Raw genomic sequence first — 25,130 nt, forward strand, 5'->3', positions numbered from 1 at the left:
CGAGGTTTCGTGCGAGGTCCGAGGGGCAGGAGATGAGCGTGACGCCTGAGCTACAGCATCCAACTAGCCTGGAAGACGCCTGCGTCGAGAAGGGCATGCGCATGACCGAGCAGCGCCGCATCATCGCGCGCGTGCTCGATGCCGCCACCGACCATCCCGATGTCGAGGAAGTCTACCGTCGCGCCTCGGCCATCGATCCGCGCATCTCGATCTCGACCGTCTACCGGACGGTGAAGCTGTTCGAGGATGCCGGGATGATCGAGCGTCACGATTTCCGCGATGGCCGCAGTCGCTACGAGGCGGTCTCCGAAGAACATCATGATCACCTGATCGACCTGCGCAGCGGCGACGTCATCGAATTCCGCAGCGAGGAAATCGAGGCGCTGCAGGACCTGATCGCCCGCCGGCTCGGCTACCGCCTGGTCGATCATCGCCTGGAGCTCTATGCCGTGCCGATCGACGACAAGACCCCGAAGGGTCGCTCCTGATGGGGAAGCTCCGGCTCGCCCTCGTCCTGGTGAGCCTGCTGCTGACCACGCTGATCCTGCTGCCGCTGCAGCTGTTCGCCATGCGCTTCCGTCCGGCGCTCGCGGCCCGGGTGCCGATGTGGTGGCAGCGCGTCGCCGCCCGGTGCCTGGGCCTCAGGGTCCGCATCGAGGGGGCGCCGGCGACCGACCGGCCGTTGCTGATCGTCTCCAACCACACTTCCTGGGTCGATATCGTCACGCTGGGCAGCCTGCTGCCGGTCTCCTTCATCGCCAAGAGCGAGGTTGGCGGCTGGCCGGTGGTGAAGTGGCTGGCCCGCCTGCAGCGCAGCGTCTTCATCGATCGCACCCGCCGCACGGCCACCGCCGCCTCCAATAGCGCCATCGCGGCCCGGCTTGCGAGCGGCGAGGCGCTGGTGCTGTTCGCGGAAGGCACGACCGGCGACGGCATCACCGTGCTGCCGTTCCGCAGCGCCCTGGTGGGCGCGGCGCGCGAGGCGAGCGGCGCCGATCAGCCGATCACCATCCAGCCCGTCGCCATCGTCTATGTCGGCTTCCAGGGCCTGCCGATCGATCGCTCGCGCATGGCCGAGATCGCCTGGCACGGCCATATGGATCTGGCGCCGCATCTGGTGTCGCTGGTCGAGATTGGCGCGGTCGACGCGGTGGTTGCCTTCGGCACGCCGATCCGGTTCGGGCCCGATGCCGACCGCAAGCAGGTGACGGCCGCGGCCGAGGCGGAAGTGCGCGCCATGGTGCGTTCCATCCGCTCGCGCGGCCTCAAGAACATCACGGTCATGGCAGCGTCACCGGACGCGCCTATTCTCAGCGAGACAGAAAGCGGATAGGAAGGGACAGGCGACGGCGGGTGATCCGCCGGAAGCGATCGTGCCAAGCCGAACCGTGGCGGTAGATAACCGGATCAATGACCGGAACCCAAGAAAAGAAGCGCGTCTTCATCAAGACCTATGGTTGCCAGATGAACGTCTACGATTCCGATCGTATGGCGGATGCTCTGGCAAGCGATGGCTACGAAGCGACCGACCGGGTCGATAACGCCGACCTCATCCTGCTCAACACCTGCCATATCCGCGAAAAGGCGGCCGAGAAGGTGTATTCCGAGCTCGGGCGCCTGCGCGTGATGAAGGAGGAGGCGGCCCGCAACGGCCGTCAGCTCACCGTGGGCGTGACCGGCTGCGTCGCGCAGGCCGAGGGTGCCGAGATCGCAAGGCGCGCCCCGGTGGTCGATCTCGTGGTCGGGCCGCAATCCTATCAGCACCTGCCGCAGCTGCTGCGCGATGTCGGCGGCGGCAAGCGGGCGGTCGAGACGGAATTCGCGCTCGCCGAGAAATTCGAGCGCCTGCCCGCGGCGACGAAGGAGCGGACCCGCGCCCGCGGCGTCACGGCTTTCCTCACCATTCAGGAAGGCTGCGACAAGTTCTGCACCTTCTGCGTCGTGCCTTATACGCGAGGCGCGGAGGTTTCCCGTCCGGTCGACATGATCGTCGCCGAAGCGACGCGGCTGGCCGATGCCGGCGTGCGCGAGGTGACGCTGCTCGGCCAGAATGTCAATGCCTGGCATGGCGTCGGCACGGACGGCCGCGAATGGGGCCTTGGTCAGCTGCTCTATCGCCTGGCCGAGATTCCCGGCCTCGACCGGCTGCGCTATACTACCAGCCATCCCCGCGACATGGACGATGCGCTCATCGAGGCGCATCGCGACCTGCCGGCGCTGATGCCCTATCTGCATCTGCCGGTGCAAGCGGGCTCCGACCGGATTCTCGCGGCGATGAATCGCAAGCACAAGGCGGACGATTATCTTCGTCTGGTCGACCGCATCCGCGCCACGCGCTCCGATATCGCACTGTCCTCCGATTTCATCGTCGGTTTTCCCGGCGAGACGGACGAGGATTTCGAGGCGACGATGCGGCTGGTCGAGACCGTCGGCTATGCCGCCGCCTATTCGTTCAAATACAGCCCGCGTCCCGGCACGCCGGCCGCCAACCATGCCGGCCATGTCGACGACCGGCGCATGTCGGAGCGGCTTTCGCGTCTCCAGGCACTTATTCTCGACCAGCAGACACAATTCAACCGCTCGAGCGTTGGGACGGTCATGGACGTGCTGTTCGAGAAGTCGGGCCGCATGCCGGGCCAGCTGATGGGGCGTTCGCCCTATCTGCAGGCCGTCCTGGTCGACGCCGACACCAGCCGCATCGGAACGATCGGCCGGGTCGTCATCGATAGTCTGGGTTCGAATTCCCTGTTTGGCACCCTGGTCGAGCCGGATGTCCGGCCGGCCGCGACACAAAGCACCGTGGAGGTCATTACGTGAATGCACGCTCCCATACGCCATCCGGTTTGCCGGGTGGCCGCGCCGCCGACATGTCGCACGCATCCGACATCACCCATGTCGTGATCGCCTTTGACGATAACCGGTTGGCGAGCGAGCTCCTTGGCCAGTTCGACCAGAACCTCGCCATCCTCGAGCAGAAGCTCGGGGTCGAGGCGGTCGCGCGTGGCAACCAGGTGACGGTGCGTGGCCGTCCGGAAGCCTGCGCCCAGGCGCGGCTTGCGCTCGACCTGCTCTATGTCCGACTGCAGCAGGGCCACGAGGTCGGCCCCGCCGATGTCGAGGGCGCCATCCGCATGGCGATCGCCGATGACGAGCAGCTGAGCCTGCCGAGCCTGGAGCCGAAGGGCCGGCTGGCCATGGCGCAGATCTCGACCCGCCGCCGCACCGTCATGGCCCGCAACCCGGCACAAGACGCCTATATCCGCGCCATGGACCGGGCCGAGCTGGTGTTCGGCATGGGGCCGGCCGGTACCGGCAAGACCTATCTCGCGGTCGCCTATGCCGCCGCGCTGATCGAGCGCGGCGACGTCTCGCGGCTGATCCTGTCCCGTCCGGCGGTCGAGGCCGGCGAACGGCTCGGCTTCCTGCCCGGCGACATGAAGGAGAAGGTCGATCCCTATCTCCGCCCGCTCTATGACGCGCTCTATGACATGATGCCGCCCGACAAGGTCGAGCGCGGCCTCACCTCCGGCATGATCGAAGTCGCCCCGCTCGCCTTCATGCGCGGGCGGACTTTGGCCAATGCGGTCGTCATCCTCGACGAGGCGCAGAACACCACCTCGATGCAGATGAAGATGTTCCTGACCCGGCTCGGCGAAGGCTCGCGCATGATCGTCACAGGCGATCCGACCCAGGTCGATCTGCCGCCGGGACAGATTTCCGGCCTGGCGGAGGCGAGCGAATTGCTGCGCGACGTGCCGGGCATCGTCCAGATCAAGTTCACCGATGTCGACGTCGTGCGCCATCCGCTGGTCGGCCGCATCGTGCGCGCCTATGACAAGGCGCCGCCGCGTCCGGTCCAGCCGCCGGCACGCGGTCCCCGGTCGGGAGGCCAGGCATGAGCGTCGATACCGTGCCGATCGCGATCGACCTGCTGGTCGAGGCCGGCGACTGGCCCGAAGAGGACCAACTGGCCCGTCTCGTCGCGCAGGCGGTCGAGGCGAGCTTCGCCGTCGGCCATCTGCCGGCGGTCAAAGGATCGGAGCTCTCGGTCGTCTTCACCGACGACGAGCATGTCCGCCAGCTCAACGCGGACTACCGCGACAAGGACAAGGCGACCAACGTCCTGTCCTTCCCGGGCAGCCCGCCGGACTCCGAGCGCTTCGGCCCGCTGCTGGGCGATATTGTGGTTGCACGTGAAACAGTCGTCGCCGAAGCGGCCGAGCAAGGGCTGGCATTCGAAGACCATCTGACCCATCTGGTGGTGCACGGGTTGCTTCACCTCTTCGGGCATGATCATCTGGAGGATGACGAAGCGGAACGCATGGAATCTCTGGAGACGGAGATCCTCGCCCGACTCGGCATCGCCGATCCCTACGCCGAACCTCTGCTGTGATGGCGGCGACCGATAGAACACTGACAAACGACGGACGATGAGTGATACCGAGACGCCCGGTTCGAGCGCTGAATCGAACCCTGAACCCCCGAGTAGTCAGACCGCCGCGCCTGACACGCGCGAGGTCGAACGCGCCCCCGAAAGCTGGCTGGATCGCATCCGCCAGGCAGTGGGGCTGAAGGCGCCCGGCTCGCTGCGCGACGATATCGAAGATGCGCTCGATGCCGGCGAGGCGGACAATACCTTCTCCGCCGAAGAGCGCCGGATGCTGCGCAACATCCTGCATCTGCGCGAGGTGCGCGTCGACGACGTCATGATCCCGCGCGCCGACATCCTGGCGCTCGATGTCGACCAGACGATCGGCGAGGCGGTCGCGGCCTTCCGCGATTCCGGCCATTCGCGCATGCCGGTCTATCGCGAAACCCTCGATGATCCGATCGGCATGGTCCATATCAAGGACCTGATGGACTACATGATGTCCACGGCCTCGAGAGAGGGCGGGCTCGATCTTTCGCTCATCGATCTCAATGTCGGCCTGGAGCAGACCACGGTCGTGCGCGAGGTCCTGTTCGTGCCGCCCTCCATGCCGGCCGCGACGCTGCTCTCCACCATGCAGGCGAAGCGCGTCCAGATGGCCGTCGTCATCGACGAATATGGCGGGACCGACGGCCTGGTTTCGCTGGAGGACGTGGTCGAGATCGTCTTCGGCGATATCGAGGACGAGCATGACGACGAAGCGCCGATGATCACGCGCGAGGCTGACGGTTCCTACCTTGCCGATGCCCGCGCCGATCTCGACGACCTCGAGGCGACCATGGGCACGCGCCTGGATCTCGGTTCCGAGCATGACGATGTCGATACGCTGGGCGGCGTGGTCTTCACGCTTCTCGGCCGCATTCCCGCGCCCGGCGAGCATATCGACGTGCCGGGCGGTCTGCAGTTCGAGATCCTCGAATCCGATCCGCGCCGGGTGAAGCGCCTGCGCATCCGCAGGCCGGACGCAGCGGCGGCTTGACCGCGGGGCCTCGGTCCCGCATCCCTCGACGCCGCGCCTTCGCGCCGTCCATTCGCGGTCCGGGAGATCATGGCCATTCGCTCGAACAGTCTGGCGGCCCCCGGCCGGCCTCGCATTGGCTTGCTGGCCCGAGGATGGCGGCAGATTGCCGTCGCCATCCTCGCCGGCGCCGCCTCGGCGCTGGCCCTGCCGCCGCTCGGCTGGTTTCCAGTCCTCTGGATCACGCTTCCCGTCTTCGTCCTGCTGCTGGATGACGCGCCGGCCCGGCCCGACGCGGCTCCGCTGGCGCGCTTCCGGGCCGGCTTCGCTGTCGGCTGGAGCTTCGGCTTCGGCTATTTCGTCGGCGGGCTCTGGTGGATCGGCGCCGCCTTCCTGGTCGATGCCGCGGCTTTCGCCTGGCTGATGCCGGCGGCGGTGCTGGCGCTGCCGGCCGGCCTTGCCCTGTTCTGGGGGCTCGGCGCCGGGGTGGCGCGGCTGTTCTGGGCGCCGGACTGGTCGCGGCTGGTGATGCTGGCGATGGCGCTCAGCCTGACGGAATGGCTGCGCGGTCATATCCTCACCGGCTTTCCCTGGAACGCATTTGGTTACGCCATGATGCCGAGCCCGGTCCTGATGCAGATTGCGTCGTGGATCGGCATCTGGGGCGTCACCTTCTTCGCCTTCCTGATCGCCGCGGCGCCGGTTCTGTGGTTCAGCCGCGATCCGGCGTACCGTTTTGCCGATCGCTGCGCCTTCTTCGCGCTCGCGGCGCTGTTCCTGGCCAATGTCGGCTTCGGCGTGGCCCGGCTTTCGGCCGCCGATGACGCCACTGTCCCCAACATTCGCCTGCGCCTGGTACAACCGAGGATCGCACAGGACGAGAAATGGGCGTCGGGCCGGGACGATGAAATTCTCGGTCGCTATCTGAGCCTCAGTGCAACCGGAATGGAGGACGGCAAGCCCGCGCCGTTCACCCATCTGATCTGGCCCGAGACCGCCTTTCCGTTCCTGCTGGACCAGAATCCGAACGCGCTCGCCGCGATCGGCGCGCTGCTGCCCGAGGGCTCGACCCTGATCACCGGGGCGGCGAGGGCAGAGGCGGTTGTGGGAGAGGAGGTCGAGGCCCGCGTCTTCAACAGCCTTCAGGTCATCGACTCTGACGGGTTTATACGACAATCTTACGATAAGGTGCACTTAGTTCCGTTTGGCGAGTACCTTCCCCTGGAAGCGATTTTTCGTCGACTCGGAATCAGTCAAATGATCGCTTTACCGGGTGGATTTGCTGCCGGTGATCGCCGTTTGACGCTCGACCTGCCCAATGCGCCATCCTTCAGTCCACTCATCTGTTACGAGATAATCTTCCCCGGCAGCGTCGTTGACGCCGGAAATCGACCGGCATGGATCGTTAATCTAACCAATGATGGCTGGTTTGGCGACACTCCGGGCCCTTGGCAGCATCTCCAGCAATCCGTCGTCCGGGCGGTCGAGGAAGGTCTCCCGGTCGTCCGGGCCGCGAACTCCGGCGTCTCGGCAATTATCGATCCCTATGGTCGGGTTCGGGCACAACGCGGCGTTGAAATGGTCGCTGTTCTCGACGGTGCGCTTCCTGTCGCACTAAGGCCGACAATCTATTCCAAGTATCGCGACAGTCTTTATTTCGCCTTGATGATACTCGCTCTCGTTGTCGTCTCTACTCGTGGTTTCACCCGGACTAAACAACGCAATTGACAGGCAGATTGCGCGGCTGCATTTTGCGCGCGGGCGGGGCTTATTGGATCGGCGGTCCATTTGCCGATCGTCGAGTGCAGGTGCGCGGACTAGTCGGGGCCAAACGGCCCTTACGGAATATTCCGGACAGTGCAGCATGGGTCTTAGGAGAGAAAGCCCTTGATGGCTAACAAGAAGCAGCCCAATCCGGTCGATACGCATGTGGGTGGGCGCGTCCGGCTTCGCCGTATGATGCAGGGCATGAGTCAGGAAAAGCTGGGCGAGAGCCTCGGCATCACGTTCCAGCAGATTCAGAAGTATGAGAAGGGCACCAACCGCATCGGCGCCAGCCGTCTTCAGCACATCGCGCAGGTGCTGGAAGTCCCGGTCTCGTTCTTTTTCGAGGATGCCCCCGGTTCCTCGACCGAGGTCGGCTTCGCTGAATCCCGCCCCGCCGCCTTCGTCACCGACTTCCTGACCAGCACGGAAGGTCTGCAGTTGAACAAGGCGTTCGTGCGGATCAAGGACACCAAGGTGCGTCGTCGGATCGTCGAACTCGTGCGTGCCGTGGCGGGTGAAGAAACCGAGGATTGATTGCTTTGCCGGCTCTGGCCGCGCGAGAGCTGGAAGACTGAGTTCCTGCTTGCGCCGGACCGGTCTGCGTCAGAACTTTGTTCTCCGTTCCCGCTGATCCGCGCCAACCAGCCCTTTGCAGCTTGACCCACTGGCGGTACTGGCTAAAAAAGCTCCTTGGTATTGCCGAAGCACCTGCTTCGGCCATTTTTCTGCACGGGGTCCGTTGCGGTGTCGAGAACGTCATATCTGTTCACGAGTGAGTCTGTTTCCGAAGGACATCCTGATAAGGTCTGTGACCGTATCTCCGACGAAATCGTCGATGCCTTCTTCCGCATCGGGCCGGAGCAGGGCTGGGATCCGAGCCATCTTCGGGTAGCTTGCGAAACGCTCGCCACCACCAATCGGGTGGTGATCGCCGGCGAGACCCGCGGGCCTGCGACGATCACTCGTGACCTCGTTTCCCATGTCGCCCGTCTGGCGATCAAGGATATCGGCTACGAGCAGGACGGCTTCCACTGGGAAACCGCCGCTGTCGACGTGCATCTCCATGCCCAGTCGGTCGATATCGCCCAGGGCGTGGATTCGGCCGGCAACAAGGATGAAGGCGCCGGCGACCAGGGCATCATGTTCGGTTACGCCTGCTCGGAAACGCCGGAACTGATGCCGGCGCCGATCTTCTACGCGCACCGCATCCTGAAGCGCCTGTCCGACGCCCGCCGCTCGGGCGAGACGCATGCGCTCGGCCCCGACGCCAAGAGCCAGGTCACCGTTCGCTACGACAATGGCAAGCCGGTCGAAGTCACGCAGATCGTGCTCTCGACCCAGCATCTCGACGAGCACCTCTCGTCGCATGACGTTCGCGCCATCGTCGAGCCCTATATCCGCGAAGCGCTCCCCGAGGGCTGGATCGGCGCCAACACCATCTGGCACGTCAATCCGACCGGCAAGTTCGTCATCGGCGGCCCGGATGGCGACGCCGGCCTGACCGGACGCAAGATCATCGTCGACACCTATGGCGGCGCGGCCCCGCATGGCGGCGGCGCGTTCTCCGGCAAGGATCCGACCAAGGTCGACCGCTCGGCCGCCTATGCGGCGCGCTATCTCGCCAAGAACGTCGTCGCCTCGGGCGCCGCGGAACGCTGCACCATCCAGCTCTCCTACGCCATCGGCGTGTCGCAGCCGCTGTCGATCTATGTCGACCTGCACGGCACCGGCAAGGTCGAGGAAGCGCGCGTCGAGAAGGTCCTGGCCGAGGTCATGGACCTGTCGCCGCGCGGCATTCGCGAGCATCTCCAGCTGAACCGTCCGATCTATGCCCGCACCTCGGCCTATGGCCATTTCGGCCGCGCGCCGGAAGCGGATGGCGGCTTCTCCTGGGAGCGGACCGACCTCGTGGATGCGATCCGTAAATCGCTGTGACCACGCCGGACCACGCGCTGCGGCGCGATTCCTTCTACGGCCGGCGCAAGGGACACAATCTCCGCGCCGGTCAGGCTGAAACCCTCGCCGACGTCCTGGCGCGGCTGAGCGTCGACGTATCGGCGCCTGCCCCTGCCTCGCTCCCCTCCCTGTTCGAAGCGCCGGTCGGCGACGTCGTGCTCGAGATCGGCTTCGGCGGCGGCGAGCATCTGGTGCATCGCGCGACCACGGAGCCGACCGTCGGCCGCATCGGCGTAGAGCCCTTCGTCAACGGCATGGCCAAGGCGGCGTCCGCCATCCATGCCGGCGAGCTGGCCAATGTCCGCCTGTTCGACCGCGACGCGGCCGAACTGCTCGACTGGCTGCCGCCCGCCAGCCTGGCGGCGATCGACCTGCTCTATCCCGACCCCTGGCCAAAATTCCGTCACTGGAAGCGCCGCTTCGTGTCGGAAAAGAACCTGGCGCGCTTCGCCCGCGTGCTGCGGCCGGGTGGCCTGTTCCGTTTCGCCTCCGACATCGAATCCTATGTCGAGTGGACGCTGCTGCATGTGCGCGATCACGCGGAATTCACCTGGACGGCGCGCGATGCCGACGACTGGCGCACGCCATGGGATGGCTGGCCCGGCACGCGCTACGAACAGAAGGCGTTCCGTGAGGGCCGCCAGGGCAGCTATCTGACCTTCCAGCGCCGCTGAGCGGCGTCCGGGCGCGCTGTTGCGCTCGCCTTTGGCTTCGAAACGATCCATCGACCGGGCCGTTCGAGCCAGTTTTGCTTGCATTCAAGCGCCTGTGGGCCTATACGCCTGTCATTCATCTCAAACGATCGGTTCGTAAGAGAGAGTGGACCCCCGGGCCCGCTCGGACCGAACGCACCTTGCGAGATCTTGAACGGAGCATGCCTTTGGCGGACGTCGCCCTGGAAAACGAAGCACGCATTGTCACCGAGACGGGCCTCGACGCCCGCGTCGCGGGGATTGTCGAACCCATCATCGAGGGGCTCGGCTATCGTCTGGTGCGCGTCAAGATTTCCAGCCGCAACGGCCAGACGCTGCAGATCATGGCCGAACGTCCGGACGGTTCGATGACGGTGGAAGATTGCGGCATCATCAGCCGCAACATTTCGCCGGCGCTCGACGTCGAGGATCCGGTCACGAGCGCCTACCATCTCGAGGTCTCCTCGCCCGGCATCGACCGGCCGCTGGTCCGCCGCACGGATTTCGTGCGCTGGGCAGGCCATGAAGCCAAGATCGAGCTCAGCGTCCCGGTCGAGGGGCGCAAGCGCTATCGCGGCATCCTGATCGGTCTCGACGGCGAGACGACCGGCGTCAAGCTCGAGGATGCGCCGGAAGGCGCGCCGGACCGGGTCTGGCTGCCGCTCGACACGATTGCCGATGCCAGGCTGATCATGACCGACGCCCTGGTCGCCGAGACGCTGCGCGAAGCCAAGCGCCAGCAGCCCGCCGACATCGACATCGACGACAATGATTTAACAGACGAGACCAGCGACGCTTGATCGCGACGCCGTCATCAGGTTCAGGTTAACGGAGACAGGACGATGGCAGTCAGCGCCAACCGCCTCGAACTTCTGCAGATCGCCGACGCGGTCGCCCGCGAGAAGGTGATCGACCGGCAGATCGTGATCGCCGCCATGGAGGATGCGATCCAGAAGGCGGCTCGCTCGCGTTACGGGTCGGAGACCGACGTGCGCGCCGAGATCAACCCGAAGACGGGTGAGATCCGGCTGCAGCGCCTGCTTCAGGTCGTCGAACAGGTCGATAATCCGGCGATCGAGATTTCGCTCGATCTTGCGACCGACCAGAACCCGGCAGCCCGCGTTGGCGATTACATCGCCGAAGCGCTGCCGCCGATGGATTTCGGCCGCATTGCGGCCCAGTCGGCCAAGCAGGTCATCGTGCAGAAGGTCCGCGAGGCCGAGCGCGATCGCCAGTTCGACGAGTTCAAGGACCGCATCGGCGAGATCATCAACGGCTCGGTCAAGCGCGTCGAATACGGCAATGTGATCGTCGATCTCGGCCGTGGCGAAGGCATCGTCCGTCGTGACGAGATGATTCCGCGCGAAGCCTTCCGCTATGGCGATCGTATCCGCGCCTATGTCTATGACGTGCGCCGCGAACAGCGCGGCCCGCAGATCTTCCTGTCGCGGACGCATCCGCAGTTCATGGCGAAGCTGTTCGCCCAGGAAGTGCCGGAAATCTATGATGGCATCATCGAGGTGAAGTCGGTTGCCCGCGATCCGGGTTCGCGCGCCAAGATGGCCGTGATCTCGCGTGACAGCTCGATCGATCCGGTCGGCGCCTGCGTCGGCATGCGCGGCAGCCGCGTCCAGGCCGTCGTCAACGAGCTCCAGGGCGAGAAGATCGACATCATTCCGTGGTCGCAGGATGCGGCTACCTTCATCGTCAACGCGCTGCAGCCGGCGGAAGTCGCCAAGGTCGTGCTCGACGAAGAAGCCTCGCGTATTGAAGTTGTGGTCCCGGATGACCAACTATCCCTTGCGATCGGTCGTCGCGGCCAGAATGTCCGCCTCGCCTCGCAGCTCACCGGTTGGGATATCGACATCCTGACCGAGCAGGAAGAATCCGAGCGCCGCCAGAAGGAATTCCAGGAGCGTTCGGCGCTGTTCAACACGGCGCTCGATGCCGATGAAGTCGTCGGCCAGCTTCTCGCTTCCGAAGGTTTCGCCTCGCTCGAGGAAATCGCATTCGTCGAGCCGGATGAACTGGCGTCGATCGAAGGCTTCGACGAAGAGACCGCGGCGGAACTGCAGCAGCGCGCCCGCGACTATCTCGACAAGCTCGAAACCGAGCATGACGAGGAGCGCAAGAAGCTCGGCGTCGCCGACGAACTCAAGGAAATCCCGGGCCTCACGAGCTCCATGCTCGTTGCGCTCGGCAAGGACGGCGTCAAGACGGTCGAGGATTTTGCCGGCTACGTGCCGGACGATCTGGTCGGCTGGGCGGAGCGGAACGAAGGCGAGACCACCCGCCATGGCGGCGTGCTCGATACCTTCAGCCTGTCCCGCAGCGATGCCGAGAACATGATCATGACCGCCCGCGTCAAGGCCGGCTGGATCACCGAGGACGAAGCCGCGGCGGAACTGGAAGCCAGCGTCGAGGGCGAAGAGGCCGAGGCCTGAGGCCGTTCGAAACGCGGAGAATCGATTTGCCGCGCAAGAGCGAGCCGACGACACGGAGTTGCATCGTCTCCAGGGAGACGATGCCGATCGAGAAACTGATCCGGTTCGTCATCGACCCGGAAGGAAAGGTGGTCCCGGATCTCCGGAACCGCTTGCCGGGCCGGGGCGTATGGGTAACCGCCCGCGCCGACATGGTGGCGCTGGCCGAGAAGAAGCGGCTTTTCGCCCGCGGCTTCAAGGAAGAGGTCACGGTCGAGCCAGGAATGGCCGGCCGCATTGAGAATTTGTTGGAGGACGCGGCCCTTTCGGCTCTGTCCTTCGCACGCAAGGCCGGTGAAATCGTCACCGGCTTCGCCAAGGTCGAGACGGCGATTGCCCGTGATGGGGTTGCCGGAATCGTGCAGGCGAAAGAGGCGGCCGAGGACGGCCGCGCGAAGATCGAGGCGGCCCTGAAACGTCGCTTTGGAAGGGCTGGCGCAGTTCCAACCATCCGTATGTTCCGATCGGAGCAATTGGATTTGGCATTGGGCCGGTCAAATGTGATACATGCTGCTCTGCTCGTGGGCCGGGCGAGTGAAAATGTGATAGAGCGTGTCGCCGCGCTCGCCTGTTTTCTGGGTGAAGACGGGCTCGTTGCTATTGGCGATGACGTTGGCGCGATCGACGCGCCGCAAGTGCGTGAACCGAACGTGTCGGCAATGGCCGAAGACCCCGCAGGACAGAAGACCGAATGAACGATACGAACAATAGCGGCGACAAGGATCTTGGCGGCGCGAAGAAGACACTGAGCCTCAAGGGCCGCGATCCGGAGCGCGGTACTGTGCGCCAGAGCTTTTCGCATGGCCGGACCAATACCGTTGTCGTCGAGAAGAAGAAGCGGGTGCTGATGCATGGCAAGGGCGAGCCGACCGCGGCAGCGCCGGTTGCCCCGCGTCCGTCGCCGGCTCCTTCCCCGACTTCCTCGGTGAAGCCGATCCAGTCCTCCGCGCCGTCGCGGCAGGGCCCGGCAGCACCGGTGCAGTCGCCTCGTCCGCAGGGCGGACGGTCCGGCATGGTGTTGCGCCAGCTGTCGACCGACGAGCTTGGCGCCCGCGCCAAGGCGCTGGCCGATGCCGTCGTTCGCGACGCCGAGGAGCGCCGCCAGGCCGAGATCGACGCGATCCGTCGCGCCGAAGAGGAAGTGCGTCTCGCCAAGGAGCGGGAAGAGGCAGCCAAGCGCCAGGCCGAGGAAGATGCTCGCCGCGCCGCCGAGGCCGTCATCCGCGAAAAGACCGAGGATACGGCACGCCGTCGTCTGAACGAGACCGCCCCGGCACCGGCCGCCCGCAAGCCTGCGGCCGACCAGCAGCCGGCGGGCCGTCCCGCCGCGCCGACGCAGCGCGATCCGAACGCCACCGAAAAGCCGGTGCAGCGCACCTCGGCTCCCGGTGCCCGTCCGGCCGGCCGTGGCGCCGACGAGGAGGATCGCTCCGGCGGCCTGCGTCCGTCGACCGCCAAGCGTCCGAAGGCCGTCGATCCCAAGCCCGTCAAGAAGGAAGAAGGCAACCCGCGCGGTCGCCTGACGCTTTCCAACGCGCTGAACGATTCCGAGCGCGAGCGTTCGCTGGCTTCGGTTCGCCGTCGCCGCGAGCGGGAACGCAATCGTCACATGTCGCAGGGCCCGCGCGAGAAGGTTTCCCGCGAAGTCATCCTGCCGGAGACGATCTCGATCGGCGATCTCGCCAATCGTATGGCCGAACGCGCCGTCGACGTGATCAAGTTCCTGATGAAGCAGGGCCAGTTGCTCAAGGCCACCGACGTGATCGACGCCGATATGGCGCAGATCATCGCCGAGGACATGGGCCACACGGTTCGCCGCGTCGCCGATTCCGACGTCGAGGAAGGCCTGTTCGCGACCAGCGACGAGCAGGGTGAACTCATCACCCGCGCTCCCGTCGTCACGATCATGGGCCATGTCGACCACGGCAAGACGTCGCTGCTCGACGCGATCCGCAAGACCAATGTGCAGACGGGCGAGGCCGGTGGCATCACCCAGCATATCGGCGCGTACCAGGTCGAACAGAATGGTCACAAGATCACCTTCATCGACACGCCCGGCCACGCCGCCTTCACGGCGATGCGGTCCCGCGGCGCCAAGTCGACGGATATCGTGATCCTGGTCGTGGCCGCCGATGATGGCGTGATGCCGCAGACGATCGAGGCGATCAATCATGCCCGCGCCGCCAAGGTGCCGGTCATCGTGGCGATCAACAAGATCGACAAGCCCTCTGCCGACCCGACCCGGGTTCGCACCGAGCTGCTGCAGCACGAGATCTTCGTTGAATCGATGGGCGGCGAGACGCTGGACGTCGAGGTTTCGGCCAAGACGGGCGAGAATCTCGACAAGCTGCTCGAGACCATCCTGCTGCAGTCCGAAGTGCTCGACCTCAAGGCCGATCCCAATCGTTCGGCCGAAGGCACCGTCATCGAGGCCAAGCTCGACAAGGGCCGCGGCCCCGTCGCGACGGTCCTCGTCCAGCGCGGTACGCTGCGTCCGGGCGACATCGTCGTCGCCGGTTCGGAATGGGGCCGCGTCCGCGCGCTCCTGAACGATCGCGGCACCGCCATGACCGAGGCAGAGCCGTCAACGCCGGTCGAGGTCCTGGGCTTCCAGGGCGCGCCGGCCGCCGGTGACCGCTTCGCCGTCGTCGAGACGGAAGCGCGTGCCCGTGAAATCGCGGATTACCGTGCCCGTCAGAAGCGCGAGAAGGCAGTGGCCCGTCAGACGACGGCTCGCGGCTCGCTCGCCGAGATGATGAACCAGCGTCAGAGCGCCGGCCTCAAGGAATTCCCGCTCGTCATCAAGGGTGACGTGCAGGGCTCCGTCGAGGCGATCGCCGGCGCGCTGGAAGCGCTCGGCACGGATGAAGTGCAGGCTCGCATCATCCTGTCCGGCGTCGGTGGCGTCACCGAGTCCGATGTCACACTGGCCGCGACGTCGAATGCGGCGATCATCGGCTTCAACGTCCGCGCCAACAAGCAGGCGCGCGATGTGGCCGACCGCGAAGGCATCGAGATCCGCTACTACAACATCATCTACGACCTCGTGGATGACGTGAAGGCAGCGATGTCCGGCCTGCTCACGCCCGAGCGGCGCGAGACGATGCTGGGCAATGCCGAGATCCTGGAAGTGTTCAACATCTCCAAGGTCGGCAAGGTCGCGGGTTGCCGCGTCACCGATGGTACGGTCGAGCGCGGCGCCAATGTCCGCCTCATCCGCGACAATGTCGTCGTTCACGACGGCAAGCTGTCGACGCTCAAGCGCTTCAAGGACGAAGTCAAGGAAGTGCCGGCGGGCCAGGAATGCGGTATGGCCTTCGAGAAGTACGAAGACATGCGCGCTGGCGATATCATCGAGTGCTACCGCGTCGAAGAGATCAAGCGCTCGCTCTAAGGAGCGGTCGTCTGGGTAGTGAAGTGCGGGATGAACGCGCCCCTTGCGGGCACGTTCATCCCGTTCGCAATTGGATCGGCCGGACGAATGTCGCGGCCTGAGGCGGATCCCTCCCGGGAGCGGACCGCACGCTGCCTGAATGGCGCGATGGAGTATTTCCGAATGGCCAGAACGGCTGCCAATGGCAAGAAGATCGGCGTGGCGGGCCAGCGCCAGCTCCGCGTCGGCGAGCTCGTCCGACATGCCTTGTCCGAGGTGCTTTCGCGCGGCGATCTCAGCGATCCCGCGCTGGACGGCATCATCGTGACCGTCCCGGAAGTCCGGGTCTCGAACGATCTCAAGATGGCCACCTGCTATATCATGCCGCTCGGCGGGCAGAATGGCGACGCGGTCGTGGCAGCGCTGGAACTGCATCGCAAATATCTGCGCGGCGAGGTTTCGCGGCGGATGGAGATCAAGTTCGCCGTCGATCTCAAATTCGTGCTCGACACCTCCTTTGCCGAGGCCGCCCGCATCGATGCCCTGCTGCGCCACGATCCGGTGGTCCGCCAGGACATTGAATCCGCCGCGCATGACGACGATTCCGACGAAGAGTAGATCATGGGCCAACGCCAGAAGAAGGGCCGGCCGGTTTCCGGCTGGCTCAGCCTCGACAAGCCGCTGGGCATGACCTCGACCCAGGCGGTCTCCGTGGTGAAGCGCCTGTTCGGCGCGCAGAAGGCCGGCCATGCCGGCACGCTCGACCCGCTGGCGACCGGTTGCCTGCCGATCGCGCTGGGTGAGGCGACCAAGACGGTGCCGTTCATCATGGACGGCCGCAAGATTTATGGCTTCACGGTGCGCTGGGGCGAGGAAACCCGCACCGACGACGCCGAGGGCCAGCCCGTCGCCACTTCCGACGTGCGGCCGACCCGTGAGGCGATCGAGGCTGTACTCAGCGAGTTCACCGGCGAGATCATGCAGGTGCCGCCCGCCTTCTCGGCGATCAAGGTTGAAGGCGAACGCGCCTATGACCTCGCCCGCGACGGCGAGGACGTGGTCCTCGAGGCCCGTCCGATCCAGGTCCACCGTCTCGATCTCGTCGACATGCCGGACGAGCATACCGCCGTCTTCTCGGCCGAATGCGGCAAGGGCACCTATGTGCGGGCGATCGCCCGCGACATGGCCCGGGCGCTCGGCACGCGCGGCCATGTCGTCGGCCTGCGCCGGCTGCTGGTCGGTCCGTTCGACGAGGCCTCCATGGTCAAGCTCGACGATCTGCGCGCGACCCATGAAGAGGGTGGCGCCGAAGGCTGCGACACGCATCTCGATCCCGTCGAGTTCGCGCTTGGCGAACTGGCAGAGGTGCGGCTTTCCGAGCCTGACGCCGTGCGGCTTCGCAATGGCCAGAGCGTGCTGCTGCGCGGCCGCGATGCACCCGCCAACGGCGAGACGGTGTTCGCGACGGTGGCCGGAACGCTGATCGCGATCGGCGAGGTCGAGCGCGGCGAGTTCCATCCCTCGCGCGTCTTCGTCGGCGCGTGATCGCGGCTTGCCCCAGTTTTCGCTGGCTATTGAGCCCCTTTTCGGCCATATAGGCCGCGCTCCCGGACGGTCCTGACCGTCTGGGCGAAGTCGCTTGGAGCGACGACCGTGCTGGACGACATCCCGGCACTGGCCGTCGAACGAGCGGCGACCGCGACGGTTTCGGCCGTTCGGTACGTCAGAGATCGACGCTGCGTCAGCGTCCTGATGCCGGGTGACCGGCGGGGGGAGGGCGGGCAGGCTTCGATCAAACCTTATGAATTTCCGGCACGAAAGCCGGGACTAGAGCCCAGGAAAGGGATAACCGATGTCGATCACAGCTGCTCGCAAGGCGGAACTGATCAAGGAATTCGCCACCGTCGAGAACGATACCGGCTCGCCGGAAGTGCAGGTTGCCGTGCTCACCGAGCGGATCGTCAACCTGACCGAGCACTTCAAGGGTCATGCCAAGGACAATCATTCGCGCCGCGGTCTGCTCAAGATGGTCAGCCAGCGTCGCAGCCAGCTCGACTATCTGAAGAAGACGGACGAGCAGCGCTACAAGACGCTCATCGAGCGCCTCGGCCTGCGTCGCTGAGACAGGCGGGCCTCTGGCCCGCCTCCAAAGACGCCTGTACGGCGCGGCGGCATGGGGCTGCCGCGCGAATTGCCCGCGGATCAGCGGTCGAGCCATGGCAGGATCGCCGGATGCTTTGTCCTTGCAAGGTCGAAAGCCTCTAGCCGTCTTGCTCATGGCTCTTTTGGCGCATCCGCGCAGGAAAGGAATTTGCCATGTTCGATGTTCAACGCGTCGAAATTGAATGGGGCGGCCGTCAGCTCGTCCTCGAGACGGGCAAGATCGCCCGCCAGGCCGATGGCGCCGTTCTCGCCACCTATGGCGAGACGACCGTGCTGGCGACCGTTGTCGCCGCCAAGCAGCCGAAGCCGGGCATCGACTTCTTCCCGCTGACGGTCAACTACCAGGAAAAGACGTTCGCCGCGGGCAAGATCCCCGGTGGCTTCTTCAAGCGTGAAGGCCGTCCCTCCGAGAAGGAGACGCTGACCTCGCGCCTGATCGACCGTCCGATCCGCCCGCTGTTCCCCAACGGTTTCCGTTGCGAGACGCAGGTTGTCACGACCGTCCTCAGCCATGATCTCGAGAACGATCCCGATATCGTCGCGCTGGTTGCCGCCTCGGCAGCCCTGACGATCTCCGGCGTGCCCTTCATGGGCCCGGTCGGCGCTGCCCGCGTCGGTCTGATCGATGGCGAGTTCGTGCTGAATCCGCTGCTCGACCAGCATGAGAGCTCCAAGCTCGATCTCGTCGTCGCCGGCACCCAGGACGCCGTGCTGATGGTCGAGTCGGAAGCCCAGGAGCTTTCGGAAGAGACCATGCTCGGCGCCGTGATGTTCGGTCATCGTGGCTTCCAGCCGGTCATCGACGCGATCATCCAGCTGGCCGAGAAGGCCGCCAAGGAGCCGCGCGAGTTTGCTCCCGCCGATCTCTCGGCGATCGAGACGGAGATGCTCGGCATCGCCGAGACCGAGCTGCGCGCCGCCTACAAGAACACCGTCAAGCAGGAACGCTACGCCGCTGTCGACGCCGTCAAGGCGAAGGTCACGGCGCACTTCTTCCCCGAGGGAGAAGAGCCCCGCTTCGACAAGGAAAAGATCGGCGCCGTCTTCAAGGAACTCCAGGCGAAGATCGTTCGCTGGAACATCCTCGACACCGGCAGCCGCATCGATGGCCGCGATCTGAAGACGGTCCGTCCGATCGTCTCGGAAGTCGGCGTCCTGCCGCGCACGCACGGTTCGGCCGTGTTCACGCGTGGCGAGACCCAGGCCCTCGTGGTTGCCACGCTCGGCACCGGCGATGACGAGCAGTTCATCGACGCGCTGGAAGGCACCTACAAGGAAACCTTCCTGCTGCACTACAACTTCCCGCCCTACTCGGTCGGTGAGACGGGTCGCATGGGTTCGCCCGGCCGTCGCGAAATCGGTCACGGCAAGCTCGCCTGGCGCGCTGTCCGCCCGGTTCTGCCGAACCACCACGAGTTCCCCTACACGCTGCGCGTCGTTTCCGAGATCACGGAATCGAACGGCTCGTCGTCCATGGCAACCGTTTGCGGCACCTCGCTGTCCCTGATGGATGCCGGCGTGCCGCTGAAGCGTCCGGTGGCGGGTATCGCCATGGGCCTGATCCTCGAAGGCGACCGCTATGCGGTTCTCTCCGACATTCTCGGTGACGAGGATCATCTCGGCGACATGGACTTCAAGGTCGCCGGTTCGGAAGCGGGCGTCACCTCGCTCCAGATGGACATCAAGATCGCCGGTATCACCGAAGAGATCATGAAGGTCGCTCTGGACCAGGCCAAGGGCGGCCGCGAGCACATACTCAACGAGATGGCGAAGGCGCTGACCACCGCGCGTCCGTCGCTCGGCGAGCATGCCCCGCGCATCGAAGTGATCCAGATCCCCACCGACAAGATCCGTGAAGTGATCGGTTCGGGCGGCAAGGTCATCCGCGAGATCGTGGAAAAGACCGGCGCCAAGATCGACATCTCGGATGACGGCACCGTCAAGGTCGCCTCGTCGGACGGCAAGGCGATCACCGCCGCGCTGAACTGGATCCGCGGCATCGCTGCCGAGCCGGAAGTCGGTGCCATCTACCAGGGCACCGTCGTGAAGGCCGTCGATTTCGGCGCCTTCGTGAACTTCTTCGGCGCCAAGGACGGCCTGGTCCACATCTCGCAGCTGTCCAACCAGCGCGTGGCGAAGACCCAGGACGTCGTCAAGGAAGGCGACAAGGTCTGGGTCAAGCTGCTGGGCTTCGACGAGCGCGGCAAGGTCCGTCTCTCGATGCGCGTCGTCGACCAGACGACCGGCGAAGAGATCAAGGAAAAGACGGAAGCCGCCGGCGAGTAATCGCCGCTTCCTCCGCGAAATCCGAAAGGGCCCGGCGCGCAATCGCCGGGCCTTTTTTCGTTTTCGCTCGCGCCGATCAGAAGCGGAAGTGCCGGATATGGCCGGCGATGCGCAGTGCCTGCTCGCGGGCAATCTTGGGCAGCAGCGTGCGCATCGGCACCTCGGATCGGACCGAATATTGCGACAGGGCGCGGTGCCAATAGTCGTGGTTGCCCTGCCATTCCTCGTTGGGATCGGAGAGTGGCTGGTCGTCATCGTCGATCAGCGCGAGCGCGAAGGTCCTGCCCGGCCGGAGAGCGGCAATGGCGTCGCGCAGCTCCCGCTCCTCATCCGGCGCGAGCGCGCCATAGCGGACGAACAGAGTCGGCAGCGGATCGGTGACCGCGCGACGCGTCTTGTTGCAGAGGTGGTCGTGGCGCGAGCGCGCCGCCGCATAATGCTGCGCGAGATCCGGATTGTCGGGAAAATCATGCCGGTGCAGCGTGCCGTAACGCTCGTTGATGACGCGGCCCTCGAACATGCCGAGATCCGCCAGCTCGAACATGCCCCGGAAGTCGCGGCGCAGATATTCCAGCAGCGCCGGATAGGGCGTTGCCTGCCAGTCGAACACGGTGCGCGTCAGGCAATCCGTCGTCGCCCGAAGGCTCGTGCGCCGATACTCCGTCCATTTTCGCTCGATGTTGTGCTTGGCGCGGCAGATCTTGCCGAGGCCGACGACGCGGTGAAAAGTCTGTTGCGGCACGGCGTCTTCCTGTCGCGGGCGGGGAAGTGCGTTTCGGGGCAGCATGACATGGCAGCAGGGTTTCGTCGCTGCCGGCCGTCTCAGCCGCGGCGGTAGAACGAAATGGCCTCCGCTTCGGTTGCGACGATCCAGGCCGATTTGGCGTCGGAATAGGCGTGCGAATTTTCGGGGTGCTGGTCCCGGCTCTGGAGCTTCACAGCCTCGTAGGCACGCGCCTTCTCCGGATGTGCGCGCAGGAAGTCGCGAAAGGCCAGATGGCGCTCGATATGCGGCGAGCCGGTCTCGAAGACGTGAAGCTGGATGCAGCGCTGCTCGGTGGCGCCGTCGGTCAGCGTTGCATAGCGGCGACCCGCCATGCCGTATTCGCCCCACCACTCATAGCCGAGTTGCAGCAGGACGGGCTGGCAGGCGTCGAACCCGGCGAGCGAGCGGACTTCGGGGATCAGGTCGAGGATGGGCTTGGCGAGGATGCCGGGGATCGCGGTCGATCCGATGTGGTGAACCGCGACAAGCTGGGGGCCGAGCGCCTCGGCGAGGCGTTGCGCTTCGCGGGCCGCGGCATCGAGCCAGTCCGGCGAATGCGGCTCGAGCTCGACGGGTATCGGCGGTGGCATGAGAAGCTCCCAGGCTGCGCAGGTCAGCCTGGGAGGGTAGCGAAGGCGCGGCCCTTCGAAAAGGGCGTCGCCACTGGGCGCTAGGCCACCATGCCCGGTGCGGCGGAAACCACTTCCGCGTCGACATGGCTTTCGAACTTCTCGAAGTTCTTCAGGAACATGCCGACCAGCTTGGCCGCCTGCGCGTCATAGCCGGGCTTGTCGGCCCAGGTCTTGCGCGGATGCAGGATATGCGGCTCGACGCCGGCGACATCCGTCGGCACCTGGAAGCCGAAGGTGCGGTCCGTGTAGAAGCGTCCGTCATCCAGCGAGCCATTCAGGGCGGCCGTCAGCAGCGTCCGGGTGGCCTTGATCGGCATGCGGCGGCCGGTGCCATAGGCGCCGCCGGTCCAGCCGGTATTGACCAGCCAGCACGACACGCCGTGCTCGGCGATCAGGCTGCGCAGCAGATTGCCGTACTCGGCCGGATGACGCGGCATGAAGGGCGCGCCGAAGCAGGTCGAGAAGGTCGCCTGCGGTTCGGTGACGCCCTTTTCCGTGCCGGCGACCTTGGCGGTGTAGCCCGACAGGAAGTGGTACATCGCCTGCGCGGCGGTGAGCTTGGCGATCGGCGGCATCACGCCGAAGGCGTCGGCGGTCAGCATGACGATCGTCTTCGGATGCCCGGCCCGGCCCGTCGCGCTCGCATTCGGGATGAAGTCGAGCGGGTAGGCGGCGCGGGTATTCTCCGTCTTCGAGGCGTCGTTGAAGTCGATCTGGCGGGTGACCGGATCGATGCCGACATTTTCCAGCACCGTGCCGAAGCGCTTGGTGGTGGCGAAGATCTCCGGCTCGGCCTCGGCCGAGAGCTTGATCGTCTTGGCGTAGCAGCCGCCCTCGAAGTTGAAGACGCCTTCCGGTCCCCAGCCATGCTCGTCGTCGCCGATCAGCGTGCGGGTCGGATCGGCCGAGAGGGTCGTCTTGCCGGTGCCCGACAGGCCGAAGAACACCGCCGTGTCGCCGTCCGGCCCGACATTGGCCGAGCAGTGCATCGGCATGACGCCCTTGGGCGGCAGGGTGAAGTTCAGATAGGTGAAGACCGCCTTCTTCATCTCGCCGGCATAGGACGTGCCGCCGATCAGCACGATGCCGCGGGTGAAGTCGCAGGCGATCACCGTCTCGGTGCGGCTGCCATGCCGCTCCGGATTGGCCCTGAAGCTCGGCAGGTCGAGGATGGTGAGCTTCGGCACGAAGGCTTTCAGCGTCGCGGCATCCGGGCGGATGAGCAGGTTGCGGATGAACAGCGAGTGCCAGGCTTTTTCCGTGAACACGCGCACCGCGACGGCCTCGGCCGGGTCGGCGCCGCCCTGCAGATCCTGCGCGAACAATTCGCGGCCGGAAGCATGGGCGAGCATGTCGGCATGCAGCGTGTCGAAATGCGCCGCCGACATCGGCTTGTTGTTGTCCCACCAGACCGCGTTCTCGGTCAGCGCGTCGCGCACGACGAACTTGTCCTGCGGCGAGCGGCCGGTATGAACGCCCGTCTCGACGACGAGCGCACCGTCGACCGACACCGTGGCTTCGCCGCGGCGCAGCGATTCCTCATAGAGAGCCGGCGCCCCGTAGTTCCAATAGAGACCGGCCAGCCACTTCAAGCCGAACTGCTCGGCGCCATGGGCAGGATTGCGAATGCCGTTCTCGGTCACAGGGTCGTCTCCTCTGAGAGGCGCTCGCTTCCTTCGCGAGGCCTCGCTCCGGGAAAGGGTGCGCCGCCTGACAGCGGGCCGCACCGGCTCTGCCGGCAGCCAATGCCGCCGACAGGCCAGAACCTAGTGGATCGGATTTCGCAACTGCAACAAAAACCGGATGGCTCCAGTTATTGTGACCGCATTAAAACGATTTAATCGGTCCCGCCCCAAGCAACGGAGGGGCGGAACCTAATAATTTGAACTCCAAACAAACAGAATATTCTATTTGTTTGCAAAATAACATTATTGTTCCAGCGATCTCGCCTGTTTTGCGAAGGATTTCAGGTAGCCGCCCGCCTCGGCGACCGTGGTCGCGCGGGTGGGAAAAGGCAGGCGCGCGCGCAGCTTGCTGGTAGCAATATCAATGCCCTCCGGATCGCAGCCGGTAATCCGCCAGGCGCCGCCCGGCTGATTCAAAAGCTTGATGGCGTAAAGCGCGATGGCGTCGGCGTGATCGTCATTCATATGCTCAACGACCATCTTCTCGCCGGCCAGAAGATCTTCGCAGTCCGAGAGATCCTGGATCAGATCTTCTGCCGGAACTTGCGCAATATTGCCGAAGCCGGCCACGAGATGCGAACCGGTGACGTTCATCACGTAATAGTGGAAACCGGGCAGGGCGGAGGCGCTGGCGGCCTTGCCCTGATGCAGCGCATAGCGCCAGGCGACATGGGGATCGTCGCTGCGCTCGAACGTTCCGACCAGGGTGATGCGGGCGCCGGCGAGCGGATTGCCGCCCTCGCCGCCGGGGGCGACCAGCAGCAGCGACGCGCGCGGGTCGCGCTTCAGATTGTGGGTGTGGACGGCCAGGTCGGACAGGCTGAGAATCGGGCGGCCATCGGGCAGGGTCGCCATGGTGACCAGCGTCGCGAACGGATTGCCGGCTTCATCAAGCGTGGCGAGGCTGCCAGCGATGGTGCTGCGGATGACGGCGCGACCGGTTGCGACCGGATCGAATGGAGCATTCTCGAGCATATTGCCTTCCTTGGGACTAGCGATCTCGAAAGCTGATTACCATTATCATGTTTGTATGTCTCTCATCGGATGGAACTTTTCCGGATGGTTGGCGTCGCGGGTTTAAATCCGCTAGGCTGCACGCCATATTTTCTGCGTAATCCTGCGACGTTTAGGTGGGGCTTGCAGCTTACGCGACACCAGCTTGCCGACAGGCCGGTCAACGCCCATTCGGGGCAGCTTTCGGGAGAAGCCCATCTATGCCGACGATCGCTCTGGTCGACGACGATCGAAACATCCTCGCCTCCGTGTCGATTGCACTGGAATCCGAGGGGTATCGCGTTCAGACCTACACCGACGGCGCCTCTGCCCTCGATGGCTTCCAGCAATCGCTGCCGGATCTCGCCATTCTCGATATCAAGATGCCGCGCATGGACGGAATGGAGCTGCTTCGCCGCCTGCGCCAGCGCACCGACCTGCCCGTCATCTTCCTGACCTCCAAGGATGACGAGATCGACGAGCTGTTCGGCCTGAAGATGGGCGCCGACGACTTCATCAAGAAGCCGTTCTCGCAGCGCCTGCTGGTCGAACGCGTCAAGGCCGTGCTGCGTCGCTTCCAGCCCCGCGAAGCTGTGACCGCCACCACCAAGGTACCGGACGCCGCCCGCAATCTCGATCGCGGCGCGCTTTCCATGGACCAGGAGCGCCATACCTGCACCTGGAACGGCCAGGCCGTCACGCTTACCGTCACAGAATTCCTGATCCTCTATGCGCTTGCGCAGCGTCCCGGCGTCGTCAAGAGCCGCAACGCGCTGATGGACGCCGCCTATGACGATCAGGTCTATGTCGACGACCGCACCATCGACAGCCACATCAAGCGGCTTCGCAAGAAGTTCAAGGTCGTCGACGATGACTTCGACATGATCGAGACGCTCTACGGCGTTGGCTACCGCTTCAAGGAGGCCTGACGCGAAGTCGGGCTGCGC

23 protein-coding genes are annotated in these 25,130 nt (G+C 65.2%); 19 read left to right on the forward strand and 4 right to left on the reverse strand.

Features of this window, described 5'->3' with window-relative positions; genetic code table 11:
* Nucleotides 1-32 precede the first annotated feature (32 nt).
* The 18 genes from ABIE08_RS17455 (at nucleotide 33) to pnp (ending at nucleotide 20,107) form a co-directional block, all read left to right on the forward strand.
* Entirely contained in the window at nucleotides 33-488 is a 456-nt protein-coding gene (locus ABIE08_RS17455; RefSeq protein WP_354553033.1) for a Fur family transcriptional regulator, read from the forward strand.
* Nucleotides 488-1,333, forward strand: coding sequence for a lysophospholipid acyltransferase family protein (locus ABIE08_RS17460; protein WP_354553035.1), 846 nt, complete (start codon nucleotides 488-490; stop codon nucleotides 1,331-1,333). The genes ABIE08_RS17455 and ABIE08_RS17460 overlap by 1 nt, the downstream gene beginning before the upstream one ends.
* Nucleotides 1,334-1,410: 77 nt before the next feature.
* Nucleotides 1,411-2,817 carry a tRNA (N6-isopentenyl adenosine(37)-C2)-methylthiotransferase MiaB gene (gene miaB, locus ABIE08_RS17465; protein ID WP_354553037.1) on the forward strand — a complete coding sequence of 469 codons (1,407 nt, stop codon included), beginning with the start codon at nucleotides 1,411-1,413 and terminating at the stop codon, nucleotides 2,815-2,817.
* A 50-nt stretch (nucleotides 2,818-2,867) separates the two neighbouring features.
* Nucleotides 2,868-3,899, forward strand: coding sequence for a PhoH family protein (locus tag ABIE08_RS17470; protein ID WP_354553597.1), 1,032 nt, complete (start codon nucleotides 2,868-2,870; stop codon nucleotides 3,897-3,899).
* Nucleotides 3,896-4,393, forward strand: a complete 498-nt coding sequence (gene ybeY / locus ABIE08_RS17475) for an rRNA maturation RNase YbeY (protein ID WP_354553039.1) — start codon at nucleotides 3,896-3,898, stop codon at nucleotides 4,391-4,393. Before ABIE08_RS17470 ends, ybeY begins: the two co-directional genes overlap by 4 nt.
* 37 nt (nucleotides 4,394-4,430) lie before the next feature.
* Nucleotides 4,431-5,408 carry a hemolysin family protein gene (locus tag ABIE08_RS17480; RefSeq protein WP_354553040.1) on the forward strand — a complete coding sequence of 326 codons (978 nt, stop codon included), beginning with the start codon at nucleotides 4,431-4,433 and terminating at the stop codon, nucleotides 5,406-5,408.
* 69 nt (nucleotides 5,409-5,477) lie between these two features.
* The gene (gene lnt / locus ABIE08_RS17485; protein WP_354553042.1) at nucleotides 5,478-7,115 is read left to right on the forward strand and encodes an apolipoprotein N-acyltransferase; all 1,638 of its coding nucleotides are present in this window, start codon (nucleotides 5,478-5,480) and stop codon (nucleotides 7,113-7,115) included.
* Nucleotides 7,116-7,274: 159 nt separating this feature from the next.
* Nucleotides 7,275-7,688, forward strand: coding sequence for a helix-turn-helix domain-containing protein (locus tag ABIE08_RS17490; RefSeq protein WP_354553044.1), 414 nt, complete (start codon nucleotides 7,275-7,277; stop codon nucleotides 7,686-7,688).
* Between the two features lie 210 nt (nucleotides 7,689-7,898).
* The gene (gene metK / locus ABIE08_RS17495; protein WP_354553046.1) at nucleotides 7,899-9,089 is read left to right on the forward strand and encodes a methionine adenosyltransferase; all 1,191 of its coding nucleotides are present in this window, start codon (nucleotides 7,899-7,901) and stop codon (nucleotides 9,087-9,089) included.
* A complete protein-coding gene (trmB, locus tag ABIE08_RS17500) occupies nucleotides 9,086-9,784 on the forward strand; it encodes a tRNA (guanosine(46)-N7)-methyltransferase TrmB (protein ID WP_354553048.1) in 699 nt (232 codons plus the stop codon). The genes metK and trmB overlap by 4 nt, the downstream gene beginning before the upstream one ends.
* Nucleotides 9,785-9,984: 200 nt before the next feature.
* Nucleotides 9,985-10,602 carry a ribosome maturation factor RimP gene (gene rimP, locus ABIE08_RS17505; RefSeq protein WP_354553049.1) on the forward strand — a complete coding sequence of 206 codons (618 nt, stop codon included), beginning with the start codon at nucleotides 9,985-9,987 and terminating at the stop codon, nucleotides 10,600-10,602.
* A 42-nt stretch (nucleotides 10,603-10,644) separates the two neighbouring features.
* Complete coding sequence (gene nusA / locus ABIE08_RS17510; RefSeq protein ID WP_354553051.1) at nucleotides 10,645-12,246, forward strand: transcription termination factor NusA; 1,602 nt, start codon at nucleotides 10,645-10,647, stop codon at nucleotides 12,244-12,246.
* A 26-nt stretch (nucleotides 12,247-12,272) separates the two neighbouring features.
* The gene (locus ABIE08_RS17515; RefSeq protein ID WP_354553053.1) at nucleotides 12,273-12,980 is read left to right on the forward strand and encodes an RNA-binding protein; all 708 of its coding nucleotides are present in this window, start codon (nucleotides 12,273-12,275) and stop codon (nucleotides 12,978-12,980) included.
* On the forward strand, nucleotides 12,977-15,679 hold the full coding sequence (gene infB, locus ABIE08_RS17520; protein WP_354553055.1) for a translation initiation factor IF-2: 2,703 nt from the start codon (nucleotides 12,977-12,979) through the stop codon (nucleotides 15,677-15,679). The genes ABIE08_RS17515 and infB overlap by 4 nt, the downstream gene beginning before the upstream one ends.
* 162 nt (nucleotides 15,680-15,841) lie before the next feature.
* A complete protein-coding gene (rbfA, locus tag ABIE08_RS17525; RefSeq protein ID WP_266333770.1) occupies nucleotides 15,842-16,276 on the forward strand; it encodes a 30S ribosome-binding factor RbfA in 435 nt (144 codons plus the stop codon).
* A gap of 3 nt (nucleotides 16,277-16,279) precedes the next feature.
* Nucleotides 16,280-17,203 (forward strand): tRNA pseudouridine(55) synthase TruB, encoded by a 924-nt coding sequence (gene truB, locus ABIE08_RS17530; RefSeq protein ID WP_354553057.1) that lies wholly within the window; start codon nucleotides 16,280-16,282, stop codon nucleotides 17,201-17,203.
* A 307-nt stretch (nucleotides 17,204-17,510) separates the two neighbouring features.
* Nucleotides 17,511-17,780, forward strand: coding sequence for a 30S ribosomal protein S15 (gene rpsO, locus ABIE08_RS17535; protein ID WP_266333766.1), 270 nt, complete (start codon nucleotides 17,511-17,513; stop codon nucleotides 17,778-17,780).
* Nucleotides 17,781-17,974: 194 nt separating this feature from the next.
* Nucleotides 17,975-20,107: a polyribonucleotide nucleotidyltransferase gene (gene pnp, locus ABIE08_RS17540; RefSeq protein WP_354553059.1), complete on the forward strand. Its 2,133-nt coding sequence runs from the start codon at nucleotides 17,975-17,977 to the stop codon at nucleotides 20,105-20,107.
* 76 nt (nucleotides 20,108-20,183) lie between these two features.
* On the opposite strand, the gene ABIE08_RS17545 is transcribed toward pnp, so the two are convergent.
* The 4 genes from ABIE08_RS17545 to ABIE08_RS17560 form a co-directional block, all read right to left on the reverse strand.
* A complete protein-coding gene (locus tag ABIE08_RS17545; RefSeq protein WP_354553061.1) occupies nucleotides 20,184-20,849 on the reverse strand; it encodes a hypothetical protein in 666 nt (221 codons plus the stop codon).
* An 80-nt stretch (nucleotides 20,850-20,929) separates the two neighbouring features.
* Nucleotides 20,930-21,463 carry a GrpB family protein gene (locus ABIE08_RS17550; RefSeq protein WP_354553063.1) on the reverse strand — a complete coding sequence of 178 codons (534 nt, stop codon included), beginning with the start codon at nucleotides 21,461-21,463 and terminating at the stop codon, nucleotides 20,930-20,932.
* Nucleotides 21,464-21,543: 80 nt separating this feature from the next.
* On the reverse strand, nucleotides 21,544-23,148 hold the full coding sequence (locus ABIE08_RS17555) for a phosphoenolpyruvate carboxykinase (protein WP_354553064.1): 1,605 nt from the start codon (nucleotides 23,146-23,148) through the stop codon (nucleotides 21,544-21,546).
* 285 nt (nucleotides 23,149-23,433) lie between these two features.
* Entirely contained in the window at nucleotides 23,434-24,165 is a 732-nt protein-coding gene (locus tag ABIE08_RS17560) for a HugZ family protein (protein ID WP_354553066.1), read from the reverse strand.
* 239 nt (nucleotides 24,166-24,404) lie between these two features.
* Here ABIE08_RS17560 and ABIE08_RS17565 point away from each other — a divergent pair, with 239 nt between their 5' ends.
* Entirely contained in the window at nucleotides 24,405-25,112 is a 708-nt protein-coding gene (locus tag ABIE08_RS17565; RefSeq protein WP_354553068.1) for a response regulator transcription factor, read from the forward strand.
* The last annotated feature ends 18 nt before the right edge of the window (nucleotides 25,113-25,130 follow it).

Source organism: Kaistia defluvii (assembly GCF_040548815.1).
Taxonomy (GTDB): Bacteria; Pseudomonadota; Alphaproteobacteria; order Rhizobiales; family Kaistiaceae; genus Kaistia; species Kaistia defluvii_A.